The following is an 18,872-nucleotide window of genomic DNA, read 5'->3' on the forward strand; positions in this document are numbered from 1 at the left end:
GTTCCCATGTGACGTGTCTTACCGTTACTACCATGCAACAGCAGTCAACGAGGAGGAGAGTCACCGCATGGCACAGGAATCAGAGCTGAAGGCCCGAGTCCGCCGGGTCTGGCACGCGGCCTGGGATGACGGCGACGTCGATGCCCTCGACGCGCTGCTGGCCGAGGACTACAGCCGCACGACGCACGGATCCGACAAGCCACTGGCCGCCGACGAATTCAAGGACGCCATCCGGGCCACCCGTCGAGCCTTCCCCGACCTGGCGACCACCATTGAAGACCTCATCGAAGAGGACGGCCACCTGGCCATTTTCTGGTCCAGCACCGGAACGCACCGCGACGAACTGTTCGGCGTCCCGGCCACCAACCGGCGGGTCTTGACCTACGGTTCCAATTTCTGCACCTTCGAGGACGGACGGCTCAGCCGGGAACGCGTCACCTGGGACCCCCGCCACTTGCTGACCGCCCTCGGCATCACCTCACTGGGAGAAGACTAATGACCGACGCCATTTCCGCCCCGCTGCTCAACGAGCCCGATCCGGACCTGATGAAGGGCTTCAACCGCCAGTTCGTCACCGGCGTCACGGTGGTCACCACCAAGGACGGGGACAGGGCCCGCGGTCTGGCCGTCAACGCCTACGCCTCGATCTCACTGGACCCGCCGCTGATCATGGTGTGCATCCAGCGCACCTCCTCCACCTACCCGGCGCTGCACGCGGCCACGCATTTGGGCGTGAACATCCTCGCCAACGACCAGCGCGACGTCGTGTCCGTGTTCGCCTCCAAGGCCGAGGACAAGTTCGCCACCATCGACTGGCACGAAGGCCCGCATGGTTCACCCCTGATCAACGGATCGGCGGCCATGCTGGAGGCGGAGATCCGGGAGCGTTTCCAGGCCAAAACCCACACGGTCTTCATCTGCCGCGTCCGCCACGCCGACGTCAATGACAAATCCCCCATGGTCTACAAGGCCGGTCGCTTCTTTGACGGTGCGGACCTGACCGAACTGCCCAAGGAGTAACCGGCGTTTCACCCGGCCGGGTCTCGACGGGCTCGACCAGCGACGAACCTACTCGGCCGGCAGCAGGAACCCGTCCCTGACCAGGCTGCGCACGCCGTCCTGCAGGCCGTCGGCGAACGCGTCGTCGTCGCGCTCCAGCAGGGCGGCGAGCGCGGCGATGAGCTGGCCCACGGTCAGGTCGCCGTCGCTGGCCGAGACGAACCCGGCCAGCTCGGTGGTCAGGATGACCGTGCGACGCAGCCCGGCGCCCTGGCGCAGCAGGATCACGCCCGGATGCTCCGCTCCGGGCCTCTGGTGGCGTTCCTCGGTGACGTCCCCGGCCACGATGAGGCGCTCCGCGGCCAGCGTCGGGTGCGCGTCGAGCCACGCCTCGCGGTCCAGCGCGTCGGCCAGGTGCGGCCCGATCGGCTCCTCGATCGGGTACAGGATCTCCTCGAATCGGGTGCCGGTGCCCAGCGGCTCCGGGGCCGTGGCGGCGGAAACGGGGCGGCGCAGCAGGATGTGGCCGAAGCCGATCCCCGTCACGTGCCGGGACTCGAAATCCTCCAGGTAGTCGGCGTAGGCGGCGGCGAACAGGGCCGGGTCCCGTCCCTCCGAGGCGTCCTGCAGCCACGTCTCGGCATACGTGCCGGGGCTGACCTGCTCGCGCTGGATGAACCAGGCCTGGACGTCCTCCCGCACCCACCGCCGCGGGCGGGCCGACCACGGGGCCGGCGCGCCGTCGTCGTCCCTGCCGACCTCCCAGTTGCCGAGCATCTGCGCGATGCCGCCGGGGGCCAGGATGGCGGGCAGGTCGTGGACGAGCAGGGCGACGATGGCATCGCCGACGCGGCCGCCGTCGCGGTACGTGAACTGGTCCGCCGGCGCCTCGCCGCGGTGGCGCGGGGTGATGACAAACGGCGGGTTGGACACGACCAGGTCGAACGTCTCCCCCTGCACCGGCTCGAGCAGGCTGCCGCGGCGCAGCGAGATGCGCGAGTCCGGGTTGGCCGGGTCGAAATCGGCCGGGCCCAGCCCCAGCGCGGCGGCGTTGAGCATGAGGTTGAAGCGTGTGAACGCAAGAGCGCGCTCGGAGATGTCCGTGGCCACGACCGACTGGGCGTGGTGGAGCAGGTGGAACGTCTGGATGCCGCAGCCGGTTCCGAGGTCCAGGGCGCGGCCGACCACGCGGCGGATGGTGCCCTGAGCGAGCGTGAGCGAGGCCCGGCCGATGCCGAGCACGTGGTCGCGGCGCAGCACGCCCGGGCGCTGGTGGGCGCCGAGGTCGCTGGCCACCCACAGGTCCGCACCGGCACCGCCATCGGTGTCGGCCGGCCAGCCGTAGGGTCGAAGGTCGACGGCGGCGCGCACCAGGGCGGACTGGTGCGCCGACTCGATGAGGCCCAGGGCCAGCAGGTTGTCGACCCCGCTTGCGGGCAGGGCCTTGGCGAGCGCGTCGAGGGGGACCGGCTCGGCCAGCAGCCACAGCCGGGTCACAACGGCCAGCGGGGTGGTGTTCTCGCGCAGGACCAGCGAGGCCGGCACAGGCTGGTCCCGGCCCAGGGCGTCGTGGGCCTCCGGGCCGAGGAGGCGCGCCACGGCGTCAACGGTGTAGTCCAGGGCCGTCAGGTCCGCGGCGAGAGCGCGGACCTGCTCCGGCCGGTCGCTGCGCGGCGCGTCGGGCACGGCGGAGAAGTCGTTCATGGTGCCAAGCGTAGTGAACGCGGCGCCGGGGAGGGGCATCCCGGACGCTCCCTCGCGTCACGGCGTGCATCCGGCCAGAGTGCGGGGGGGGCGGCCGCCGGATCCCGCCCCGGCGCGAACGTCCACCGCACCACCAGGGCAGCGGCATGGATACCTGCTTGCCATGAGAACCGGGCCTCGCCACCCGCCCCGGCGAGGTCGCGAAATCTGCGAATCGGCTATTGCTTCTTGAATCGTTTCATGCTCTACTGGAAAGCGCTTGCCCATAGTGCCGATTTGCCCCACATGGCGGTGAGCCGGTGATTGTCGGAGAATATTTTTGGAGGGTCCCATGCACGACGAAGTGCCCGAATCGACTGCCGCGACGCGGACCGTACACGTCCGCTCGATGTCGCGGCGTGCGGCCGCGAGCGGATGGGTCGGAAGCGCCCTCGAATACTACGACTTCACGATCTACGCCGCCGCCGCGGCCCTCGTGTTCCCGCAGATCTTCTTCCCCAAGGGCAACCCGACGGTTGCGCTCATCGCGTCACTGGCCACCTACGGCGTCGGCTACGTCGCCCGCCCCATTGGCGCGTTCGTCTTGGGTAACCTGGGCGACCGGCACGGGCGCAAGAATATCCTCGTGTTCGCCATGCTGCTCATGGGCGCGTCCACCTTCGCCGTCGGATTGCTGCCGACGTACGCCCAGATCGGGTTCTGGGCACCGCTGCTGCTCGTCGTCCTGCGACTCGTGCAGGGATTCGCCGTCGCCGGCGAGCTCGGCGGGGCCAGTGCCATGATCGTCGAGCATTCCCCGAGTGGCCGGCGCGGCTTCTATGCCAGCCTCAGCCTCCAGGGCACGCAGGCCGGCAGCATCCTCGCGTCCGCCAGCTTCATCCCGTTGTCGGCCGCCCTTCCCGCATCCGCCTTCGACGCGTGGGGCTGGCGCATCCCGTTCCTGCTGAGCGTCGTCGTCATCATCGCCGGGCTGGTCATTCGCAGCCGCGTCGACGAGACCCCGGCGTTCCTGGCCGAGGCGCAACAGGGCAAGAGGGCCAAGGTGCCCGCGCTCCGGGTGTTCCGGGAGAACGGCGGCACCGTCGTGCGCGCCATCTGCATGGGCCTGGCCAACGTCATCGGGATCACCGTCGTCGTCTTCGGCACGGCGTACGCCACCCAGCCCGCGTACGGCATCAAGATGAGCCCGTCCACCTATCTGTGGATGCCCGTGCTCGCCAACCTCGTCGCCGTCGTGCTGATCCCGTTCTTCGGCCGGCTCTCGGACCGGATCGGGCGCCGGCCGCTGATGATCTTCGGCCCCGTGGCCGCGGGCGTGTTGGCGTTCCCGTACCTGTATGCCGTCAGCCAGAAGAACGTCCCGCTCACCGTCGTCCTCGCCGTCCTCATGTTCGGCGTGCTCTACCAGATATGGAATGCGACGTTCGCCAGCTTCTTCCAGGAGCTGTTCCCCACGCGCACCCGCGTGACCGGATTCGCGATCTCGCAGAACCTGGCCCTGCTGCTCACCGCGTTCCTGCCGAGCATCTTCACGCTCGTCGCGCCGCCGGGGGCGAACGTGACGCTGATCGTCGGGTCGCTCACGCTGCTGTTGTCGCTGGTCTCCGCCGCGGCCGCCTGGCTGTCGCGGGAGACGGCCAAGCTGGACATCCCCGAGCTGGACACTGCCCGCGCCGGGCACGGACGCTAAGGGGCGTACCATGGTCCCCATGTACGTGAGCCAGCGATTTAGCAGCCCTCGGCCGTTTGCGGCCGCCGGGGCCTGTTCGCTGACGCGCTGAGTCCGGGTGGCCGGGCGGCCGGGGGTTTTCCGCCCATCCCGCCTCCCGAAGGATCCACCCCATGCACACCCATCTCTCCCTGGCCGAACTCAATGCCGCCCTGGCACTGCCCGATTTGAGCGACCCTGCCGTCACCGCGCAGCCGCACGCCATGACCCTGCTGTTGGACGACGTCGTGGCCGCCCTCACCGCCCGGTGGCACATCCCGTCCCGCACGCACCGGCTCAGCCCGCTGGTGGCCACGCGCGACAACTACGACCGGCTCGGGTACCGCGCCGACGACATCACCCGGGATTCGCGCTACTCCCGGCATGTCAGCCCGACCGTCATGCTGCGCAGCCACACGACCGCCGGGATCCCGGCCCTGCTCGATTCGCTGCGCGGCGAACAGGACCGCCACGACGTGCTGCACGTGCTTCCCGGACTCGTGTACCGGCGTGACGCCGTCGACCGGACCCACGTGGGCGCGCCGCACCAGGTGGATCTGTGGCGGCTGCAGGCCCGCGGACTGCCGGACGAGCGCGAGCTGCAGTCCATGATGGCCGCAGTCGTCGACGCCGTGCTGCCGGGCGCACGCTGGCGGGCCACCCCGAGCACCCACTCGTATACGACGGCCGGGGCGCAGCTGGACGTGTCCGTGGGCGGGCAGTGGCTGGAACTGGCCGAATGCGGACTGGTCGCGGCGTCCGTGCTGCGCGGGGCCGGGCTGGACCCGCGGCGCTGGGGCGGGCTGGCGCTGGGCCTGGGACTGGACCGGGCGCTCATGCTGCGCAAGGGCATCGACGACATCCGCCTGCTCCGCTCAACCGACCCGCGCGTGCAGGCCCAACTGCACGACCTTGAGCCCTACCGGCCGGTCTCCGCGATGCCGCCCATGCGCCGCGACTTGTCGCTGGTATGTGCCGCCGACGCGGATCCCGAGACGCTGGGCGACGCGGCCCGCACCGCACTGGGTCCGGAGGCGGACGCACTGGCCTCCCTCGACGTCCTCGAGGTCACGCCGCGGGACGCGCTGCCTGCGGCCGCCGTGCGCCGGCTTGGCATGGCCCCCGGACAGGCCAACGTCTTGGTGCGCCTGACCCTGCAATCGCTGGACCGGACCCTGACTGCGGCCGAGGCGAACGCGCTCCGGAACCGGGTCTACGTGGCCCTGCATGAGGGTCCCGTGGCGGAGCTCATCGCGTGAGGGTCAGGCCGGGCAACCGTCGGGGCAGCGCAGTGTCTCGGCGGCGCCGGCGCAGCCCGCGCAGTACAGGCTCAACGTGCGGCATGACGGGTTGGCGCAGTTCTCGAACTTGCTGGTCGGCGCCGTGCAGCGCACGCAGCGCCCGATCGTGGCGGCGTCGTCGCTGAATTCGACGTGCATGCGTTTGTCGAACACATACAGCGAGCCCTCCCACAGTCCGGTGTCCTTGAATGCCTCGCCGTACCGGACAATGCCGCCGTCCAGCTGGTACACCTCGGAAAACCCGCGGTTGATCATGAGGGAGCTGAGCACCTCGCAGCGGATCCCGCCCGTGCAGTAGGTGACGATCGGCTTGTCCTTGAGCGCGTCGTACTTGCCGGAGTCGAGTTCGGCGATGAAGTCGTGCGTCGTCGCCACGTCCGGCACCACGGCGTTCCTGAATTTGCCGATCTGCGCCTCGAACGCGTTGCGGCCGTCGAAGAACACCACTTCTTCCCCCCTGGACTGCTTCACCGCGACCAGCTCGTGCAGTTGCTCCGGCGCCAGGTGCGTGCCGCCACCCACCACGCCGTGCTCGTCCACGACCAGCTCGCCCGGGGCGCCGAAGCTGACCAGTTCGTCGCGGACCTTCACGCTCAGGCGCGGGAAGTCGTCCGCGCCGCCGTCCGAGAATTTCACGTCGATGCCGTGGAAGCCGCGGTATTCGCGCGTCGTCTTCACGTACTGCTTGACCGCGTCCAGCTCGCCGCCGACGGTCGCGTTGATGCCGTCGCCGGAGATGATGATGCGCCCGCGCAGGCCCAGCTTCTCGCAGAGCGCGCGCTGCCACAGCCGCACCGCGTCGGGGTCCTTGACGGGGGTGAAGCCGTAGAAAAGCACGATTCGGTTCAAAGCCACGCCCTTAAGGGTACGTGTCGGCGCCGGTTCCCTCCCCCGGCGTAAGGGATGGACGACGGCGGCAGGGGCGTCCCGCCGTCGTCCATCTGTTCCGCTGCGGTCTGGTGACGCGCCGGCGATGGGAGAATGGGGGCGTGCCCGCCGACAACACGCTGCTCCGCCTGCTGGGGCGCACCGACGACCCGCCGCAGCTGCAGCATGTGCGGCGCATTCCGGCGCGCGCGGCCGAGACCGTGGCCTGGCCGGCGTGGGCGCATCCGGACCTGGTCACGGCCTACGGAATGCTGGGCGTGCACGAGCCGTGGCGGCACCAGGTCGACGGCGCGAACCTGGCCCACGGCGGCGCCCATGTGGTCATCGCCACGGGGACGGCGTCGGGGAAGTCGCTCGCCTACCAGCTGCCGGCGCTCGACGCCGTGCACCGGGCGGAGCTGCGCATTCGCGAGAATCCGGGCCGGCTGGACCCCGACGGGGCGTGCGTCCTGTACCTGGCGCCGACGAAGGCGCTGGCCGCCGACCAGCTGCAGGCCCTGTCCGCGCTCAAGCTGCCGACGCTGCGCGCCGCCACCTACGACGGCGACACCGAACCGGGCGACAGGCGCTGGATCCGCGACCACGCGAACTTCGTGCTGTGCAATCCGGACATGCTGCACTACGGCGTACTGCCGAACCACCCGTGGTGGGCCCGGTTCCTGCGCCGGCTCAAGTACGTGATCATCGACGAGGCGCACAGCTACCGGGGCGTGTTCGGCTCCAATGTGGCGAACCTGCTGCGCAGGCTGCTGCGGATCTGCGCGCACTACGGGGCGGAGCCGGTGTTCATGGGCGCGTCCGCGACGGCGTCGAGTCCGCAGACGTCGTTCGCGCGGCTGATCGGGGCGCCCGTGCAGGCCGTGACGGCCGACTGTTCCCCACACGGGTCCACGGTCGTGGCGTTCTGGGAACCGGAGCTGACCGAGCTGAAGGGCGAGAACGGGGCCAGGTCGCGGCGCACGGCGATCGCCGAGACATCCGACCTGTTGGCGAACCTCGTCGCGGCCAGGGTGCGCACCATCGCGTTCATCAAGTCCCGGCGCGGCGCCGAGACGATCGCCGGGACGACGCGCCGGCTCCTGGACGAGGTCGACCCGAGCCTGCCGGACCGGATCGCCGCCTACCGCTCCGGGTACCTGCCGGAGGAGCGGCGGGCGCTGGAGGCGTCGCTGCGCTCGGGCGAGCTGCTCGGGGTCGCCAGCACGTCCGCGCTGGAGCTGGGCATCGACATCTCCGGGCTGGACGCCGTGCTGGTGGCCGGCTGGCCGGGCACGCGGGCGTCGCTGTTCCAGCAGATCGGCCGCGCCGGACGGGCCGGGCAGGATGCGCTGGCCGCGTTCGTGGCCAGCGACGACCCGCTCGACACGTACCTGGTCCACCACCCGGAGGCCATCTTCGACGTGCCCGTCGAGGCGACCGTGTTCGACCCGTTGAACCCGTACGTGCTGGGCCCGCACCTGTGCGCCGCGGCGGCCGAGCTGCCGCTGCGCCCCGAGGACTTCGGCTTGTTCGGGCCGACAACCTCTGGCCTGCTGGACAAGCTGGTGGCCGACGGGTTCCTGCGCCGCCGGCCGGCCGGCTGGTTCTGGACGCACCCGCAGAGCGCGGCGGACCTGGTGAGCCTGCGGGCCGACGGCGGCGGGCCGATCAGCATCGTCGAGGCCGACACGGGCGCGCTGCTGGGCACCATGGACTCGCCACAGGCGCACTACCAGGCGCACACGGGCGCCGTGTATGTGCACCAGGGCGCGTCCTACGTGGTGGAGGACCTGAACGAGGAGGACCACTGCGCCATGGTGCGCCGGGCCAATCCCGACTACTACACGACGGCCCGCGACGTCACCCAGATCGAGGTGGTCGAGTCGCTGCGGCACGAGGTCTGGGGCCCCGTGGAGGTTCACTTCGGCGAGGTTCAGGTGACCACCCAGGTGGTGTCGTTCCAGCGCAAGGCGTTCATCTCCAACGAGGTGCTCGGCGAGGAACCGCTGACACTGGGTGCCCGCGACCTGTTCACGAAGGCCGTCTGGTTCACCATGGACAACCGCACACTGCTGCAGGGCGGTCTGGTGGAGCCCGAGTTCCCCGGCGCCCTGCACGCGGCCGAGCACGCCGCCATCGGCCTGTTGCCGCTGGTGGCCTCGAGCGACAGGTGGGATGTGGGCGGCGTGTCCACGGCCCTGCATGCCGACACCGGCCAGCCGACCGTGTTCGTGTACGACGGCCACCCGGGCGGGGCCGGGTTCGCCGAGCGCGGCTTCGACATGGCGCGGACGTGGCTGGCGGCCACGCGGGACGCAATCCGCGCCTGCGAATGTGATGCCGGCTGCCCGTCCTGCGTGCAGTCCCCCAAATGCGGCAACAAGAACAACCCGCTGTCCAAGGCCGGTGCGGTCCGGTGGCTGGACATCGTGCTGGGCCATTCAGCGGACTGAGCGGTTCGTCTGCCCTCGGCAGAACGCCTCCGCAACGGCCCGGGTTCGTGCCTACTGTGGACCATGAGTGAGAACGCGAGAATCTACCAGCTGCCGGGTCCACGGGGTCTCGACAGGCTCGACCACCGGCCGGAACCGCTGTGGCGGGAGGTACTCGGGCACCGGCTCCGACGGTTGCGGTTGCATCGCGGCGAGACGCTGCTCGAGACCGCCGCGGCGGCCGGCATCTCGCCGCAGTACCTCTCCGAGATCGAACGCGGCCGCAAGGAACCGTCCAGTGAGATGATCGCCGCCGTCGCCGGGGCGCTCGACACCGACCTGCTCGACCTGACGGAACAGGTGACCGCGGAACTGCGGCGTGAGTCCCGGGCCGCACCGTTGGAGCCCACACCGTCCCGGGCGACCACCCAGGCCATGCTGGCGCTGGCCGCCTAAACGGCTCACGCGCTGCGTGCCAACAGGGCCGGCGCCCGTGGTGCCGCTCCTGCGGCGGGCGCCCGGGGTGCCAGGACCTCGTCGATCAACCCGTAGTCGAGGGCGGCCCGGGGCGTGAACACGCGGTCCCGGTCCGTGTCGTGGCGCAGCGCCTCAATGCTCTGGCCCGTGTGTGCCGCCAGGATCTCCTCGATCTCGGCACGAATGCGCACCACCTCGTCCGCCTGCAGGATCAGGTCGGGGATCGGGCCCCGGCCCTGGGCGGCCGGTTGGTGGAGCACGACGCGCGTGTGCGGGAGGACCGCCCGCCGGCCCGGTGCGCCGGCGGCCAGGAGCACGGCCCCGGCGGCCATCGCCTGGCCGACGCAGGTTGTCGCCACGGGCGCCCGGATGTATTGCATGGTGTCGTAGACGGCCAGCATCGAGGTCATGTCCCCGCCCTCGCAATTGATGTACAGGTTGATCTCCCGGTCGGGGCCGGCCGCCTCGAGGTGCAGCAACTGCGCGATCAGCGTGTTGGCGACACCGGCATCGATGGCCGTGCCCAGGTACACGATGCGCTCGGTGAGCAGGTGCGAGTACACGTCCATGATGCGCTCCCCGCGGGGGTGTTCGGCGATGACGTTGGGAATCGTGTAGCCGCTCATGCGTCCACTCCAAGCCCGATCCGCCGCTTGCGGGCGGGCATGATCTGTTCGAAATTGTCGACGATGTGGTCGACGAAACCGTAGTCCAGGGCCTCGGCCGCCGTGTACCAGCGGTCATGCAGCGAATCGTCGAAGATGCGTTGCAGCGGCTGGCCGGTGTCCTCGGCGATGAGCCCGAGCACGGTGTCGCGGGTCAGGCGCAGGTCGTTGGCCTGGACCTCGACCTCTACGGCGGAGCCGCCGATCCCGGCGGATCCCTGGTGCATGAGCACGCGGGAATGCGGCAGCGCGTGCCTCTTGCCCGGGGTGCCGGCCGAGAGCAGGAACTGGCCGGCACTGCAGGCGATGCCGAGCACCAGCGTGGATACGTCGCATGGCACCAGGCGCATCAGGTCGCGCAACGCCAGCATGGCCGGCACCGACCCGCCCGGCGAGTGGATCCACAACGCGACATCCGATGTGGCGTCCTCGACCGCCAGCCCGGCGAGCTGGGCCGCCAGCAGGGTGCCGTTGTCGTCGTCCAGGACGCCGTCGAGCACCAGGATCCGTCGTTGCAGCAATTGGTCACGGGCCAGCGGGCTGAAGACCGGTGGCTTGTTGTTCTCGTCCATGCCTCCAGCGTGCAACCCAGCCGGCCAAAAGGCCCGGGAATGCTGCCGAGGGCGGATCTGCCCACGGCGGATCGGGCCCCTGGCGTGGCCGCGTTCCGGTCCCCTCACCCCGGGAGGACGGAGTCCGGCGGCGGGCCCGCCCGCGCGTGACCCGTGGCCGCCGGCAGCAACGGCGGCCCGCGAACCTCCGTGCGAACCTCAACGATCTCGCCCCGCGTTCCCTCGATCGTGCAGGCCGCGAGGCGTGCCCCGTTGCGTCCGGCGACCTCGCCCGCCACCCGGCACGGTTCGCCGGGCGCCAGCCCCCGGGCCGCATCCGCGGCGGCCAGGGCCGACTGGTCGGCGGCGGTCGCGGCGCGACGAGCCGCCACCGCGGCCTGCGCGAGCAGGAGAACGGAGGCCAGCAGGATCATCAGGACCATGACCAAACCCACGACCAGCACGGTTCCGGCACCCCGCTCCGTGGCCCGCACACAGCGGCGACCGGCGTTCCTACGCGGGGACCCATGGCGCATCTCCGCCTCCTGTCCGGATGGGGCCGCCAGCCTTGGAATCCTGCCGCCCGGTCATGTGCCGCCCGGGCGGACCGGCCCGGGGGCCGATCTCCGCGGACCGCGGTCCCGCCGTGTCCGGCCCCGCTGCGGGCCGTTCGGCCGGCAGCTGACCGGTTCCCTTGAGCGTCTCGAGCCTGGCCGACGCCGTCGCGTGCTGCGACCACGCCACCAGCGCGGACAGCGGACCCGTCACGCGCCCGGACACGGTGACCGTGGCGTAGCCGTCGGCGACGCCGATCGACGCGCTGGAGCCGCTGCCCGCGATGTTGCCGATGGTGTTCTGGACCAGGCTCGTGGCGTCGCCGCGAGCCAGTCCGCGTGCCCCGGCCGCCGCCGCCTCCTCCAGCCGCAATTGCTGGATGCCAACGCCGGCACCCAACATCAGCAAGGCCAGCAGCGCGGTCACCGCCGGCAGCGCCACGGCCAGTTCGGCCGTCACGGACCCGCGGGACCGCTGCCCGGGTGCGGGGTCCGGGCCGTCGGCCCGCCGATGCCGCAGCCCGTTGTGAACATGTTCAACCACCATGACGGCCACCGTCAGAAACTCAGGGCCGTCCGGATGATGTTCAGCAGGAAGCCGCGCACCTCGTCGCTCTTGAGGATCACGACCAGCAGGCCGGCGAATCCAACGGCCGCCAGCGTGGCGATCGCGTACTCGGCCGTGGCCATCCCGGCCTCCGACCGCCAGCGCCGGGTGTGCCGCCTGGCGACGGGCGGTTCGCTGGCGGCGCCAGGACGGATCTCCCGCACGTTGTCGGGCCCGCCGCCCTCCTCGGAGGCATCGGGCCCGGTACCGTGCTCGGCGACCCCACCGGCCGCACCGGATTCGTGCATGCTTTCCATGGCAACTCCCTTGTTCACGTGACCTTGTTCTCGCGACGTTCTCGCGACGTTCTCGCAACCACCGCTCGTGCGCTGGTCCGCCAACTCTTCGCCGGCCCTCCGCCCCGGGCCAGCCGACACCGGCACCCGGTGGACAGCACCTCGTCGCGTCCCCCATGTGGAGGACGGGCCGCAACGGTTCACAGCGCCGGCATCATGGCGACGACCACCGGCACCACGCCGAGGCAGACGAACGCGGGCAACGAGCACAGGCCCAGGGGGATCACCAGTTTCACCCCGAGGGCCCCGGCGCGGCGTTCCGCGTCCCGGTGCGCGCCCCGGCGCAGTTGCGCCGACTCGGCGTACAGCAGCGACGCCGCGGGCGCGCCCGTCAGTGCCGCCAGGGACAGGGCCCTGTACAGGCCTGCCAATGCCCCGCTCCCCCGCACCGGCTCCCAGGCGTGCTCCCACGACGCGCCGATCGACAGGCCGGCCACGACCACGGCCAGTCCGTCCCTGATTTCCGGCGCCGCCACAGCGGCAACGATCTTCAGGGCCCGTGGCACGGACACGCCCGCGTCCAGCGCGGCGCCGAGCAGTTCCAGCAGCATGGGAAGGTCGTCGATCCGGCTGCCATCCGCTGGACCCGGCGCCGATCCGGAGGGGAGCGCCCGTACCATGGCCGGCGTCAAGCGGGCCGGACCAGACAACAACCAGCAGGCCATGGCGGCCGGCAGGAAAACGGCCAGGGAGCTCACGACCTGCTCCCCGCGGCCGAGACAATGAGCCGCGTGGACCACCACCGGCCCAGGAGCATCAGGGTGAGACCGGCGGCCGCAGCCGCCCAACCCACTGGGGTTGAGGTCAGCACCCTGACGGGGTCGACGCCCATGGCCATGCCCAGTGCCAATCCGAGGACGGGCAGCCACGTCAGCAGCCGCACGGTCGCCCGCGGCCCGGCCAGCGCCGTTCGGCGTTGCGCGGCGGCGTCCATGTCGGACTCCAGGCTGGCCGCGAATCGGGTGAGGACGGCGGCCAGCGGCGCGCCGCTGGCCGCCGAGACGTCCAGGCAGGCCGCCAAGGACCTCCACGCCACAAGATCGGACCGGTGCGCGGCCGCCCCACCGGGCGTCGAGACGGCGCACGTGGCCCGGATGGCGTCCCCGGCCGACAGGCCCATGCCGGTGACCCGTTCAACGGCGCGGACGACGGGTGCGTGCGGCGAGCATGGGTCCGCTCCTTCGAGCACCGTGGCCAGATCCTCCCACAGGCGGGGGCCGGACCGGCCGGCGGCGAGCAGCGCCGCCAGTTGCCGCACGAGCCGGACCATGCCGGCGCCGGCCTCGTCCGCCGCAGCCGTCCGAGGTGGCCGCCGGCGGCCGGCGGTCCGCCCCCGCCGCGTCATCCATGGCCGGGTCGAACCGGCCAGCAACCAGGCGGCGGCCGCGGCGAGCAAGAACACGGCCGTCTCGACGCCCATTAGGCTGCCTGCCGATCGAGGAGGCCGGGGTCCAGCCCCAGTCGCGCAGCCAACACCGCCCACCCCGGGCCCCGGCTCACCTCCGCCGCCGGCCCGGACGCCGCGGGCCCCGGCGCCGCGAGCACCGCGGGAGTCACGTCCAGCTCCCCCGCCACCAACCGCACGACGCCCACCTGGGCGACAAAACGCCGGCCGCCGCGACGCGCCACATGCAGCACCACGTCCAGGGCGCTGGCCGCCTGCATCGCCACCGCGTGGCGGTCGAGTCCGGCGAGCGCGCCCAGAGCAGCCAGCCGGGCCGGCACATCGGCCGCCCCGTTGGCGTGGACGGTGCCGCCACCGCCGCTGTGTCCCGTGTTCAGGGCCATCAGCAGCTCCCGGACTTCCGGTCCCCGGCACTCGCCGACGACGAGCCGCCCCGGGTTCATGCGCAGCGCCTGCCGGACGAGTTCGGCCAGGTCGATCCCGCCGGTGCCCTCGGCGTTGGCGTGACGGGCCTCGAGCGTCACCACGTGCGGATGACGCGGGGTGAGTTCCGCGGCGTCCTCGATCAGGACGAGGCGTTCGGTTGCCGGGCACAGACCCAGCATGGTCGAGAGCAGCGTCGTCTTGCCCGCCCCGGTGGCGCCGCTGACCAGAAAACTCGCCCGGACGTCGATGATGGCCCGGATGACGTCCGCCATGACGGGGTGCACCGCACCCGAGTCGACCAGCTCGGCCAGGGTGAACACGGAGTCCCGTGCCAACCGGATGGACAGCAGGGTCCCGGTGGCCGATATGGGCGGCAGCACGGCATGCACCCGGTAGCCGGTGTCCAGCCGAACGTCCACGCATGGCGACGAGTCGTCGAGGCGTCGCCCGCCCGCCGCGACAAGCCGGACGGCGAGCGCGCGCAACGCGTCCTCGCCGTCGAAGCGCGCGAGGACGCGTTCGGGGCCGTGTCCGCGATCGAGCCACACGGAGTCCGGGGCGTTGACGAAAATGTCCGTCACGAGCGGGTCGGCCGCCAGGTCCTGCAGCGGGCCGAGGCCGTTCAGCTCGGCCGTGATCCGGTCCATGGCCGCCAGCGACCCGGCCGCGCCGAGCAGGTGTCCGCTGTCCCGCACGGCAGCGGCAACGCGCAAGTCGGTGACGGGGCCGGCCTGGGACAGCACGCGGCGGCGCACCGAATCCATCAGGGCGGGGTCGACGGCGGCCGGGTCCGGCGCCGCCCCGTGCCGGTTCACGGCTCCGTCCCCGTCGCGCGCATGCCATCCCCGCCGGCCAGGACGGCATCGAGCACGGCCGCCAGGAACCGGCGCACGGCCCGCCCGGACGCCAGTTCGGCCAATCGTCCGGCTTCGGTGGCGGCCGCCGCGCGGCGCAGCACGGGGAGCGACCCCAGGCACGGCGCTCCGACGGCCCGGGCGACAAGCTCCGCATCGAGCCCCTCACGCAGCGGACCGCGCACCACCAGGGCAACCGGCACGGGTGGCATCTCGGCCAGTAGCCGCGTCGCCGCGGCCGCGGCCCGAAGCCGGGCGGGGACCACCATCAGCAGCACGTCACAGTGTCCGCCGAGGGCCGCAAGCGCCTCCCGCGACCGGCCCACATCCACCACGGCCAGGCCGTAGCCGTGCCGGGCGGCACGCAGCACCTCGCCGCCCACCCGGCCCGACCCGGCCCCCGGAGGCGCAGCGCGACCCGGAACCGCCTCGTGGGCCACGGGGAATCGGGCACCCCACGACAGCAGCGAGCAGCCGTGGACGGCCGGCAGCGATGCGGCGAGCTGGCCCGGGTTGATGGCGCCAGCCGCGTTGACGATGTCCGGCCAGCGCAGGCCTGGCAGGTCCGCCGCATCCAGGGCCAAGTCCAACCCGCCGCCCCACTCGTCGCCGTCGACCAACAGCGTCGACACGCCCGCCGCGGCGGCGCCCACAGCCAGGAGCGCGGACAGGGTCGACGCGCCGGACCCGCCACAGCCGCCGATCACGCCGACCACGGCCCCGGTGGCCGCCGGGTCACGCAACCGGGCCAGGTGTTCGGCAAGCCAGTGCGCCGCCTGCGGCAGCACGGCGACGCGGTCGGCCCCCGTGCCGGACGCCCGTTCCCACACGCGGGCGGCGTCGGCGTCCAGCCCGACGACCACCAGTGGACCCGACCAGCCGGCGGGCACCCCGCCCATGTCCGTGCCGACCAGCAGGGCGGCGGCGTCGGCCCACACGGCGACGGCCCGTTCCCACGACTCCACGACCACCAATTCGACGGCGGCCGCCGCGGCGACGCGACCGACCTCTCCCTGGACGGCCGGAGACCCGCAGACCAGCACCACCGACGCCGACTGCGCCGGCAGCCACGACGGCGAACCACCCGCAACAAAGCCACCCCCGGCCGGCGCGCCGCCGCGCCACCCGGCCCGCCGTCGTCGTCCGTTGGCCACCGCTTCCGCACCCATGAGACCACCATCCGCCGGGCCGGTCGCCGAATCCAGCGCGCCCGGGAGCCCTGTGGACAGCCGCGCGGCGCGGCGGCCGTGTGGAGGACCGCCACCGCCCCACCCAAACCCATCTTCGAAACGAACCGGCCAATCCAGTGGACAATGGAGATATGTACGTATTGTTGGCGGCCTCCCCGGATCCGGCCGTGGTCGAGCTGCACCCACTCGACGCCGCCGGCACGCCGCAGGGGCCGGCAACAACCGTCCAAAGGCAAGAGCTGGCAAATGCCGTCCGGGCGCGGGAAGCGGACCGGCGGCCGCGCTGGGTGTGGGACCGTGCCCAGCACTGGTACCCGGCCCTGCTGGCGGCCGGCGTGGGCGTGGAGCGCTGCCACGACCTGGCCCTGTGCCGGAACATCCTCATCCACTCCACATACGCCGCGGGCACCGGCTACGCCGCCACCCGCGCACCCGTCCCGGTGGTCACCGACGCCGAACCGGAACGCCGCCCGGCACAGCAGGAGAGCCTGTTCGAGCGGCCCGCGCAGCGGCAGGGCCCGGCGGCGACGGAGCTGATTGCCGAGCTGGCCGGACAGCTGCGGGCCGTCGCCGGTTCGACCCACCCGGACCGGCTGACCCTGCTGCTCGCGGCCGAATCCGCCGCCGCCCTGGTCGCGGCGGAGATGCAGCATGCCGGCGTCCCCTGGCGGGAGGACATCCACCGCGCGCTGCTCGCCGAGCACCTGGGCCGGCAGCCGGCCGGCACGGCGCGGCCGCAACGCATGGAGGAACTGGCCGTCATGCTCCGCGACGCCTTGGGTGCGCCGGCGTTGAACCCGGACTCCCCCCTCGAGCTCATGCGCGCGCTGCACCGGGCCGGCATCGACGCCAAGTCGACCAGGTCCTGGGAGCTGCGCGAATTCACGCACCCCGCCATCGAGCCGCTGCTGGCCTACCGGAAGCTGAGCCGGCTGTTCACGGCGAACGGCTGGGCATGGCTCGACGCGTGGGTGCACGATGGCCGCTTCCACTCGGAGTATGTGGTGGGCGGGGTCGTGTCCGGGCGGTGGGCCTCCCGCGGCGGCGGCGCCTTGCAGATACCGCGGCAGATCCGGGCCGCCGCGCATGCCGAGCCGGGCCACAAGCTGATCGTGGCCGACGCCGCGCAGCTGGAACCACGGGTCCTGATCGCACTGGCCCAGGATGCGAAGATGGCCGAGGCCGCGCGCGGGAAGGACCTGTATGCCGGCATCGCCGCGCAGGGCTTCGGTGGCGAGCGGGCGCACGCCAAGGTGGCCCTGCTGGGCGCGATCTACGGGTCCACGACGGGCGAGTCCGGACGCCTGATGCCGCAGCTGGGGCGGATGTATCCGCGGGCCGTGGGGTTTGTCGAGGATGCGGCCCGGGCCGGCGAGCGCGGCGACACCGTGACGACGCACCTGGGCCGCAGCACGCCGCCGCCGGCGCCGCAATGGCTGGCCGCACAGCGCAGCGCGACGGAGGCCGAGCAGCGCCGCGCCGAGTCATTGGCGCGCAGCCGGGGCCGGTTCACGCGCAATTTCGTGGTGCAGGGCACGGCCGCGGAATGGGCCTGCTGCTGGCTGGCTGAATTGCGACGGCGGTTGCGCACCATGGGATCGGACGGCACCCCGGAGCTCGTGTTCTTCCTGCATGACGAGGTCATGGTGCACTGCCCGGACGAGCTCGTGGGGGCCGTTGAGCGCGCGGTGCACGAATCCGCCCGGGCCGCCAAGGAACTGCTGTTCGGCACCATCCCGGTGGACTTCCCGGTCACCGTGGTGGTCGTGGACTCCTACGACCAGGCCAAATAGCCCCGCCGTTCTGCGCATGTTGCGGGGGTGTATCCTGCGCAGGAAGCACCCATGCGCAACGTACGTCCCCGAACGCTGCGCAGAACGGACGGCCGCCATGACACTTCAGTTATTGGATGTGGGAGGATTGTGGCCGCTCGATGCCGACGGTTTCATCCTTAACGACGCGGCCCCCAGCAAGATACTCCCCCCGTATGGGGCGGCCATCGAGGAGTCGGTTCGGGTCTATCGGCGGCACGTCGGACAGGACCTGCACAGCGTTTACGTTCGTGGTTCCGTGGCACGCGGGCGTGCGGTCCCGGGCGTGTCCGACCTGGACTGTTTCGCCGTCACGCGACGCAGTTCCGGCGGGCAGGACGATTCCTGGCTCGCGGCCGCGGGCGTCCGGATCGCCAACCTGACACCGCTGGTCACCGACGTGCAGCTGGAGCTCTGGCCCTGCGACGAAGTGATGGTACTGGACCGTTTTGCGGAAACCTGCTTCCTGCTCAAAACACAAAGTGCCTGCGTATGGGGCGAGGATCTGGGGCCACGGTTACCGCGCTTCAAGCCGGACGTGGCCGTGGCCAACAATGACATCTGCCAAATAGAGGCCGACGTCGAGGAGGCGATCGTGGCGCTGAAGGCCGACGGGTCGCCACCGGACGTGCGGTACTGGTGCCGGCGGATCATGAAGAACATCCTGCGAACCGGGTTCTCCCTCGTGATGCTTCAGGAACGTTCGTTCACCCGCGACCTCAAGCCCTGCTACGAGGCCTTCACCCGGCATTACCCGGATCAGCAGACCGCAATGCGCCGGGTCCTGGAACTGGCCATCATCCCCTCCGCCGATCGGGACGTCGTGGTGTCGGTGTTGGCTGTCTTCGGCGCGTGGCTGATTGCGCAGTCCGATGCGTGGCTGAGCCGGCACAATCCGGCGCGGGTGCTCCAGTTGCCGCTTCACCGACCGGGTTCCGGACCCTAGTGGCGTGTCTCCAAAATAGTTCATGTTTTGAGGGTTAAGCTTGGGTCATGTCGAATCACGCCCCCGCATTGCCCCTCAC

At 71.6% G+C, this 18,872-nt stretch carries 19 protein-coding genes; 8 read left to right on the forward strand and 11 right to left on the reverse strand.

The genetic code is table 11. The features are described from left to right. The first annotated feature begins 67 nt into the window (after positions 1–67). Positions 68–496, forward strand: coding sequence for an ester cyclase (locus EJC77_RS21060; protein ID WP_125612425.1), 429 nt, complete (start codon positions 68–70; stop codon positions 494–496). After that, positions 496–1,020 carry a flavin reductase family protein gene (locus tag EJC77_RS21065; RefSeq protein ID WP_125612427.1) on the forward strand — a complete coding sequence of 175 codons (525 nt, stop codon included), beginning with the start codon at positions 496–498 and terminating at the stop codon, positions 1,018–1,020. The genes EJC77_RS21060 and EJC77_RS21065 overlap by 1 nt, the downstream gene beginning before the upstream one ends. A 48-nt stretch (positions 1,021–1,068) precedes the next feature. Here EJC77_RS21065 and EJC77_RS10670 read toward each other — a convergent pair whose 3' ends face one another. After that, complete coding sequence (locus EJC77_RS10670) at positions 1,069–2,703, reverse strand: DUF7059 domain-containing protein (RefSeq protein WP_125612429.1); 1,635 nt, start codon at positions 2,701–2,703, stop codon at positions 1,069–1,071. 331 nt (positions 2,704–3,034) lie between these two features. Here EJC77_RS10670 and EJC77_RS10675 point away from each other — a divergent pair, with 331 nt between their 5' ends. Together EJC77_RS10675 and srmL are read left to right on the forward strand one after the other, a co-directional pair. After that, a complete protein-coding gene (locus EJC77_RS10675) occupies positions 3,035–4,393 on the forward strand; it encodes an MFS transporter (protein ID WP_125612431.1) in 1,359 nt (452 codons plus the stop codon). A 152-nt stretch (positions 4,394–4,545) separates the two neighbouring features. Beyond that, positions 4,546–5,670 carry a PheS-related mystery ligase SrmL gene (gene srmL / locus EJC77_RS10680; RefSeq protein ID WP_125612433.1) on the forward strand — a complete coding sequence of 375 codons (1,125 nt, stop codon included), beginning with the start codon at positions 4,546–4,548 and terminating at the stop codon, positions 5,668–5,670. Between the two features lie 3 nt (positions 5,671–5,673). Here srmL and trhO read toward each other — a convergent pair whose 3' ends face one another. Beyond that, positions 5,674–6,567, reverse strand: a complete 894-nt coding sequence (gene trhO, locus EJC77_RS10685) for an oxygen-dependent tRNA uridine(34) hydroxylase TrhO (protein WP_125612435.1) — start codon at positions 6,565–6,567, stop codon at positions 5,674–5,676. A 134-nt stretch (positions 6,568–6,701) separates the two neighbouring features. Between trhO and EJC77_RS10690 the strand changes: the two genes are divergently transcribed. Together EJC77_RS10690 and EJC77_RS10695 are read left to right on the forward strand one after the other, a co-directional pair. Then, a complete protein-coding gene (locus EJC77_RS10690; protein WP_125612437.1) occupies positions 6,702–9,032 on the forward strand; it encodes a DEAD/DEAH box helicase in 2,331 nt (776 codons plus the stop codon). A gap of 63 nt (positions 9,033–9,095) precedes the next feature. After that, entirely contained in the window at positions 9,096–9,467 is a 372-nt protein-coding gene (locus tag EJC77_RS10695) for a helix-turn-helix domain-containing protein (RefSeq protein ID WP_125612439.1), read from the forward strand. Between the two features lie 5 nt (positions 9,468–9,472). Here the strand turns inward: EJC77_RS10695 and EJC77_RS10700 are convergent, their stop codons facing one another. The 9 genes from EJC77_RS10700 to ssd form a co-directional block, all read right to left on the reverse strand. After that, positions 9,473–10,114 (reverse strand): ClpP family protease, encoded by a 642-nt coding sequence (locus EJC77_RS10700; protein WP_125612441.1) that lies wholly within the window; start codon positions 10,112–10,114, stop codon positions 9,473–9,475. Beyond that, positions 10,111–10,725 (reverse strand): ClpP family protease, encoded by a 615-nt coding sequence (locus tag EJC77_RS10705; RefSeq protein WP_125612443.1) that lies wholly within the window; start codon positions 10,723–10,725, stop codon positions 10,111–10,113. Before EJC77_RS10705 ends, EJC77_RS10700 begins: the two co-directional genes overlap by 4 nt. A gap of 104 nt (positions 10,726–10,829) precedes the next feature. After that, positions 10,830–11,240, reverse strand: a complete 411-nt coding sequence (locus tag EJC77_RS10710; protein ID WP_125612445.1) for an Rv3654c family TadE-like protein — start codon at positions 11,238–11,240, stop codon at positions 10,830–10,832. Next, complete coding sequence (locus EJC77_RS20700) at positions 11,218–11,805, reverse strand: TadE family type IV pilus minor pilin (RefSeq protein ID WP_205787136.1); 588 nt, start codon at positions 11,803–11,805, stop codon at positions 11,218–11,220. The genes EJC77_RS10710 and EJC77_RS20700 overlap by 23 nt, the downstream gene beginning before the upstream one ends. A gap of 11 nt (positions 11,806–11,816) precedes the next feature. Then, complete coding sequence (locus tag EJC77_RS21070) at positions 11,817–12,122, reverse strand: DUF4244 domain-containing protein (protein ID WP_240630097.1); 306 nt, start codon at positions 12,120–12,122, stop codon at positions 11,817–11,819. Positions 12,123–12,301: 179 nt separating this feature from the next. Beyond that, positions 12,302–12,859 carry a type II secretion system F family protein gene (locus EJC77_RS10725; RefSeq protein WP_240630099.1) on the reverse strand — a complete coding sequence of 186 codons (558 nt, stop codon included), beginning with the start codon at positions 12,857–12,859 and terminating at the stop codon, positions 12,302–12,304. After that, a complete protein-coding gene (locus EJC77_RS10730) occupies positions 12,856–13,581 on the reverse strand; it encodes a type II secretion system F family protein (RefSeq protein WP_240630101.1) in 726 nt (241 codons plus the stop codon). Before EJC77_RS10730 ends, EJC77_RS10725 begins: the two co-directional genes overlap by 4 nt. Further along, on the reverse strand, positions 13,581–14,756 hold the full coding sequence (locus EJC77_RS10735; protein ID WP_125612463.1) for a TadA family conjugal transfer-associated ATPase: 1,176 nt from the start codon (positions 14,754–14,756) through the stop codon (positions 13,581–13,583). The genes EJC77_RS10730 and EJC77_RS10735 overlap by 1 nt, the downstream gene beginning before the upstream one ends. A 47-nt stretch (positions 14,757–14,803) precedes the next feature. Further along, positions 14,804–16,015 carry a septum site-determining protein Ssd gene (ssd, locus tag EJC77_RS10740; protein ID WP_125612447.1) on the reverse strand — a complete coding sequence of 404 codons (1,212 nt, stop codon included), beginning with the start codon at positions 16,013–16,015 and terminating at the stop codon, positions 14,804–14,806. A 152-nt stretch (positions 16,016–16,167) separates the two neighbouring features. Here ssd and EJC77_RS10745 point away from each other — a divergent pair, with 152 nt between their 5' ends. Continuing rightward, positions 16,168–17,829, forward strand: coding sequence for a bifunctional 3'-5' exonuclease/DNA polymerase (locus tag EJC77_RS10745; RefSeq protein ID WP_125612449.1), 1,662 nt, complete (start codon positions 16,168–16,170; stop codon positions 17,827–17,829). A gap of 97 nt (positions 17,830–17,926) precedes the next feature. Further along, positions 17,927–18,793: a nucleotidyltransferase domain-containing protein gene (locus EJC77_RS10750; protein WP_125612451.1), complete on the forward strand. Its 867-nt coding sequence runs from the start codon at positions 17,927–17,929 to the stop codon at positions 18,791–18,793. Positions 18,794–18,872 lie beyond the last annotated feature (79 nt).

The sequence above is a fragment of the Specibacter cremeus genome, assembly GCF_003946885.1.
In the GTDB taxonomy this organism is placed as follows: domain Bacteria; phylum Actinomycetota; class Actinomycetes; order Actinomycetales; family Micrococcaceae; genus Specibacter; species Specibacter cremeus.

Bases quoted from the DNA above. Each gene is read 5' to 3' on its own strand.
- EJC77_RS21060 (WP_125612425.1), top strand. From the start codon at position 68: ATGGCACAGGAATCAGAGCTGAAGGCCCGAGTCCGCCGGGTCTGGCAC.
- EJC77_RS21065 (WP_125612427.1), top strand. From the start codon at position 496: ATGACCGACGCCATTTCCGCCCCGCTGCTCAACGAGCCCGATCCGGAC.
- EJC77_RS10670 (WP_125612429.1), bottom strand. From the start codon at position 2,703: ATGAACGACTTCTCCGCCGTGCCCGACGCGCCGCGCAGCGACCGGCCG.
- EJC77_RS10675 (WP_125612431.1), top strand. From the start codon at position 3,035: ATGCACGACGAAGTGCCCGAATCGACTGCCGCGACGCGGACCGTACAC.
- srmL (WP_125612433.1), top strand. From the start codon at position 4,546: ATGCACACCCATCTCTCCCTGGCCGAACTCAATGCCGCCCTGGCACTG.
- EJC77_RS10695 (WP_125612439.1), top strand. From the start codon at position 9,096: ATGAGTGAGAACGCGAGAATCTACCAGCTGCCGGGTCCACGGGGTCTC.
- EJC77_RS10700 (WP_125612441.1), bottom strand. From the start codon at position 10,114: ATGAGCGGCTACACGATTCCCAACGTCATCGCCGAACACCCCCGCGGG.
- EJC77_RS10705 (WP_125612443.1), bottom strand. From the start codon at position 10,725: ATGGACGAGAACAACAAGCCACCGGTCTTCAGCCCGCTGGCCCGTGAC.
- EJC77_RS10710 (WP_125612445.1), bottom strand. From the start codon at position 11,240: ATGCGCCATGGGTCCCCGCGTAGGAACGCCGGTCGCCGCTGTGTGCGG.
- EJC77_RS20700 (WP_205787136.1), bottom strand. From the start codon at position 11,805: ATGGTGGTTGAACATGTTCACAACGGGCTGCGGCATCGGCGGGCCGAC.
- EJC77_RS21070 (WP_240630097.1), bottom strand. From the start codon at position 12,122: ATGGAAAGCATGCACGAATCCGGTGCGGCCGGTGGGGTCGCCGAGCAC.
- EJC77_RS10730 (WP_240630101.1), bottom strand. From the start codon at position 13,581: ATGGGCGTCGAGACGGCCGTGTTCTTGCTCGCCGCGGCCGCCGCCTGG.
- EJC77_RS10735 (WP_125612463.1), bottom strand. From the start codon at position 14,756: ATGGATTCGGTGCGCCGCCGCGTGCTGTCCCAGGCCGGCCCCGTCACC.
- ssd (WP_125612447.1), bottom strand. From the start codon at position 16,015: ATGGGTGCGGAAGCGGTGGCCAACGGACGACGACGGCGGGCCGGGTGG.
- EJC77_RS10745 (WP_125612449.1), top strand. From the start codon at position 16,168: ATGTACGTATTGTTGGCGGCCTCCCCGGATCCGGCCGTGGTCGAGCTG.
- EJC77_RS10750 (WP_125612451.1), top strand. From the start codon at position 17,927: ATGACACTTCAGTTATTGGATGTGGGAGGATTGTGGCCGCTCGATGCC.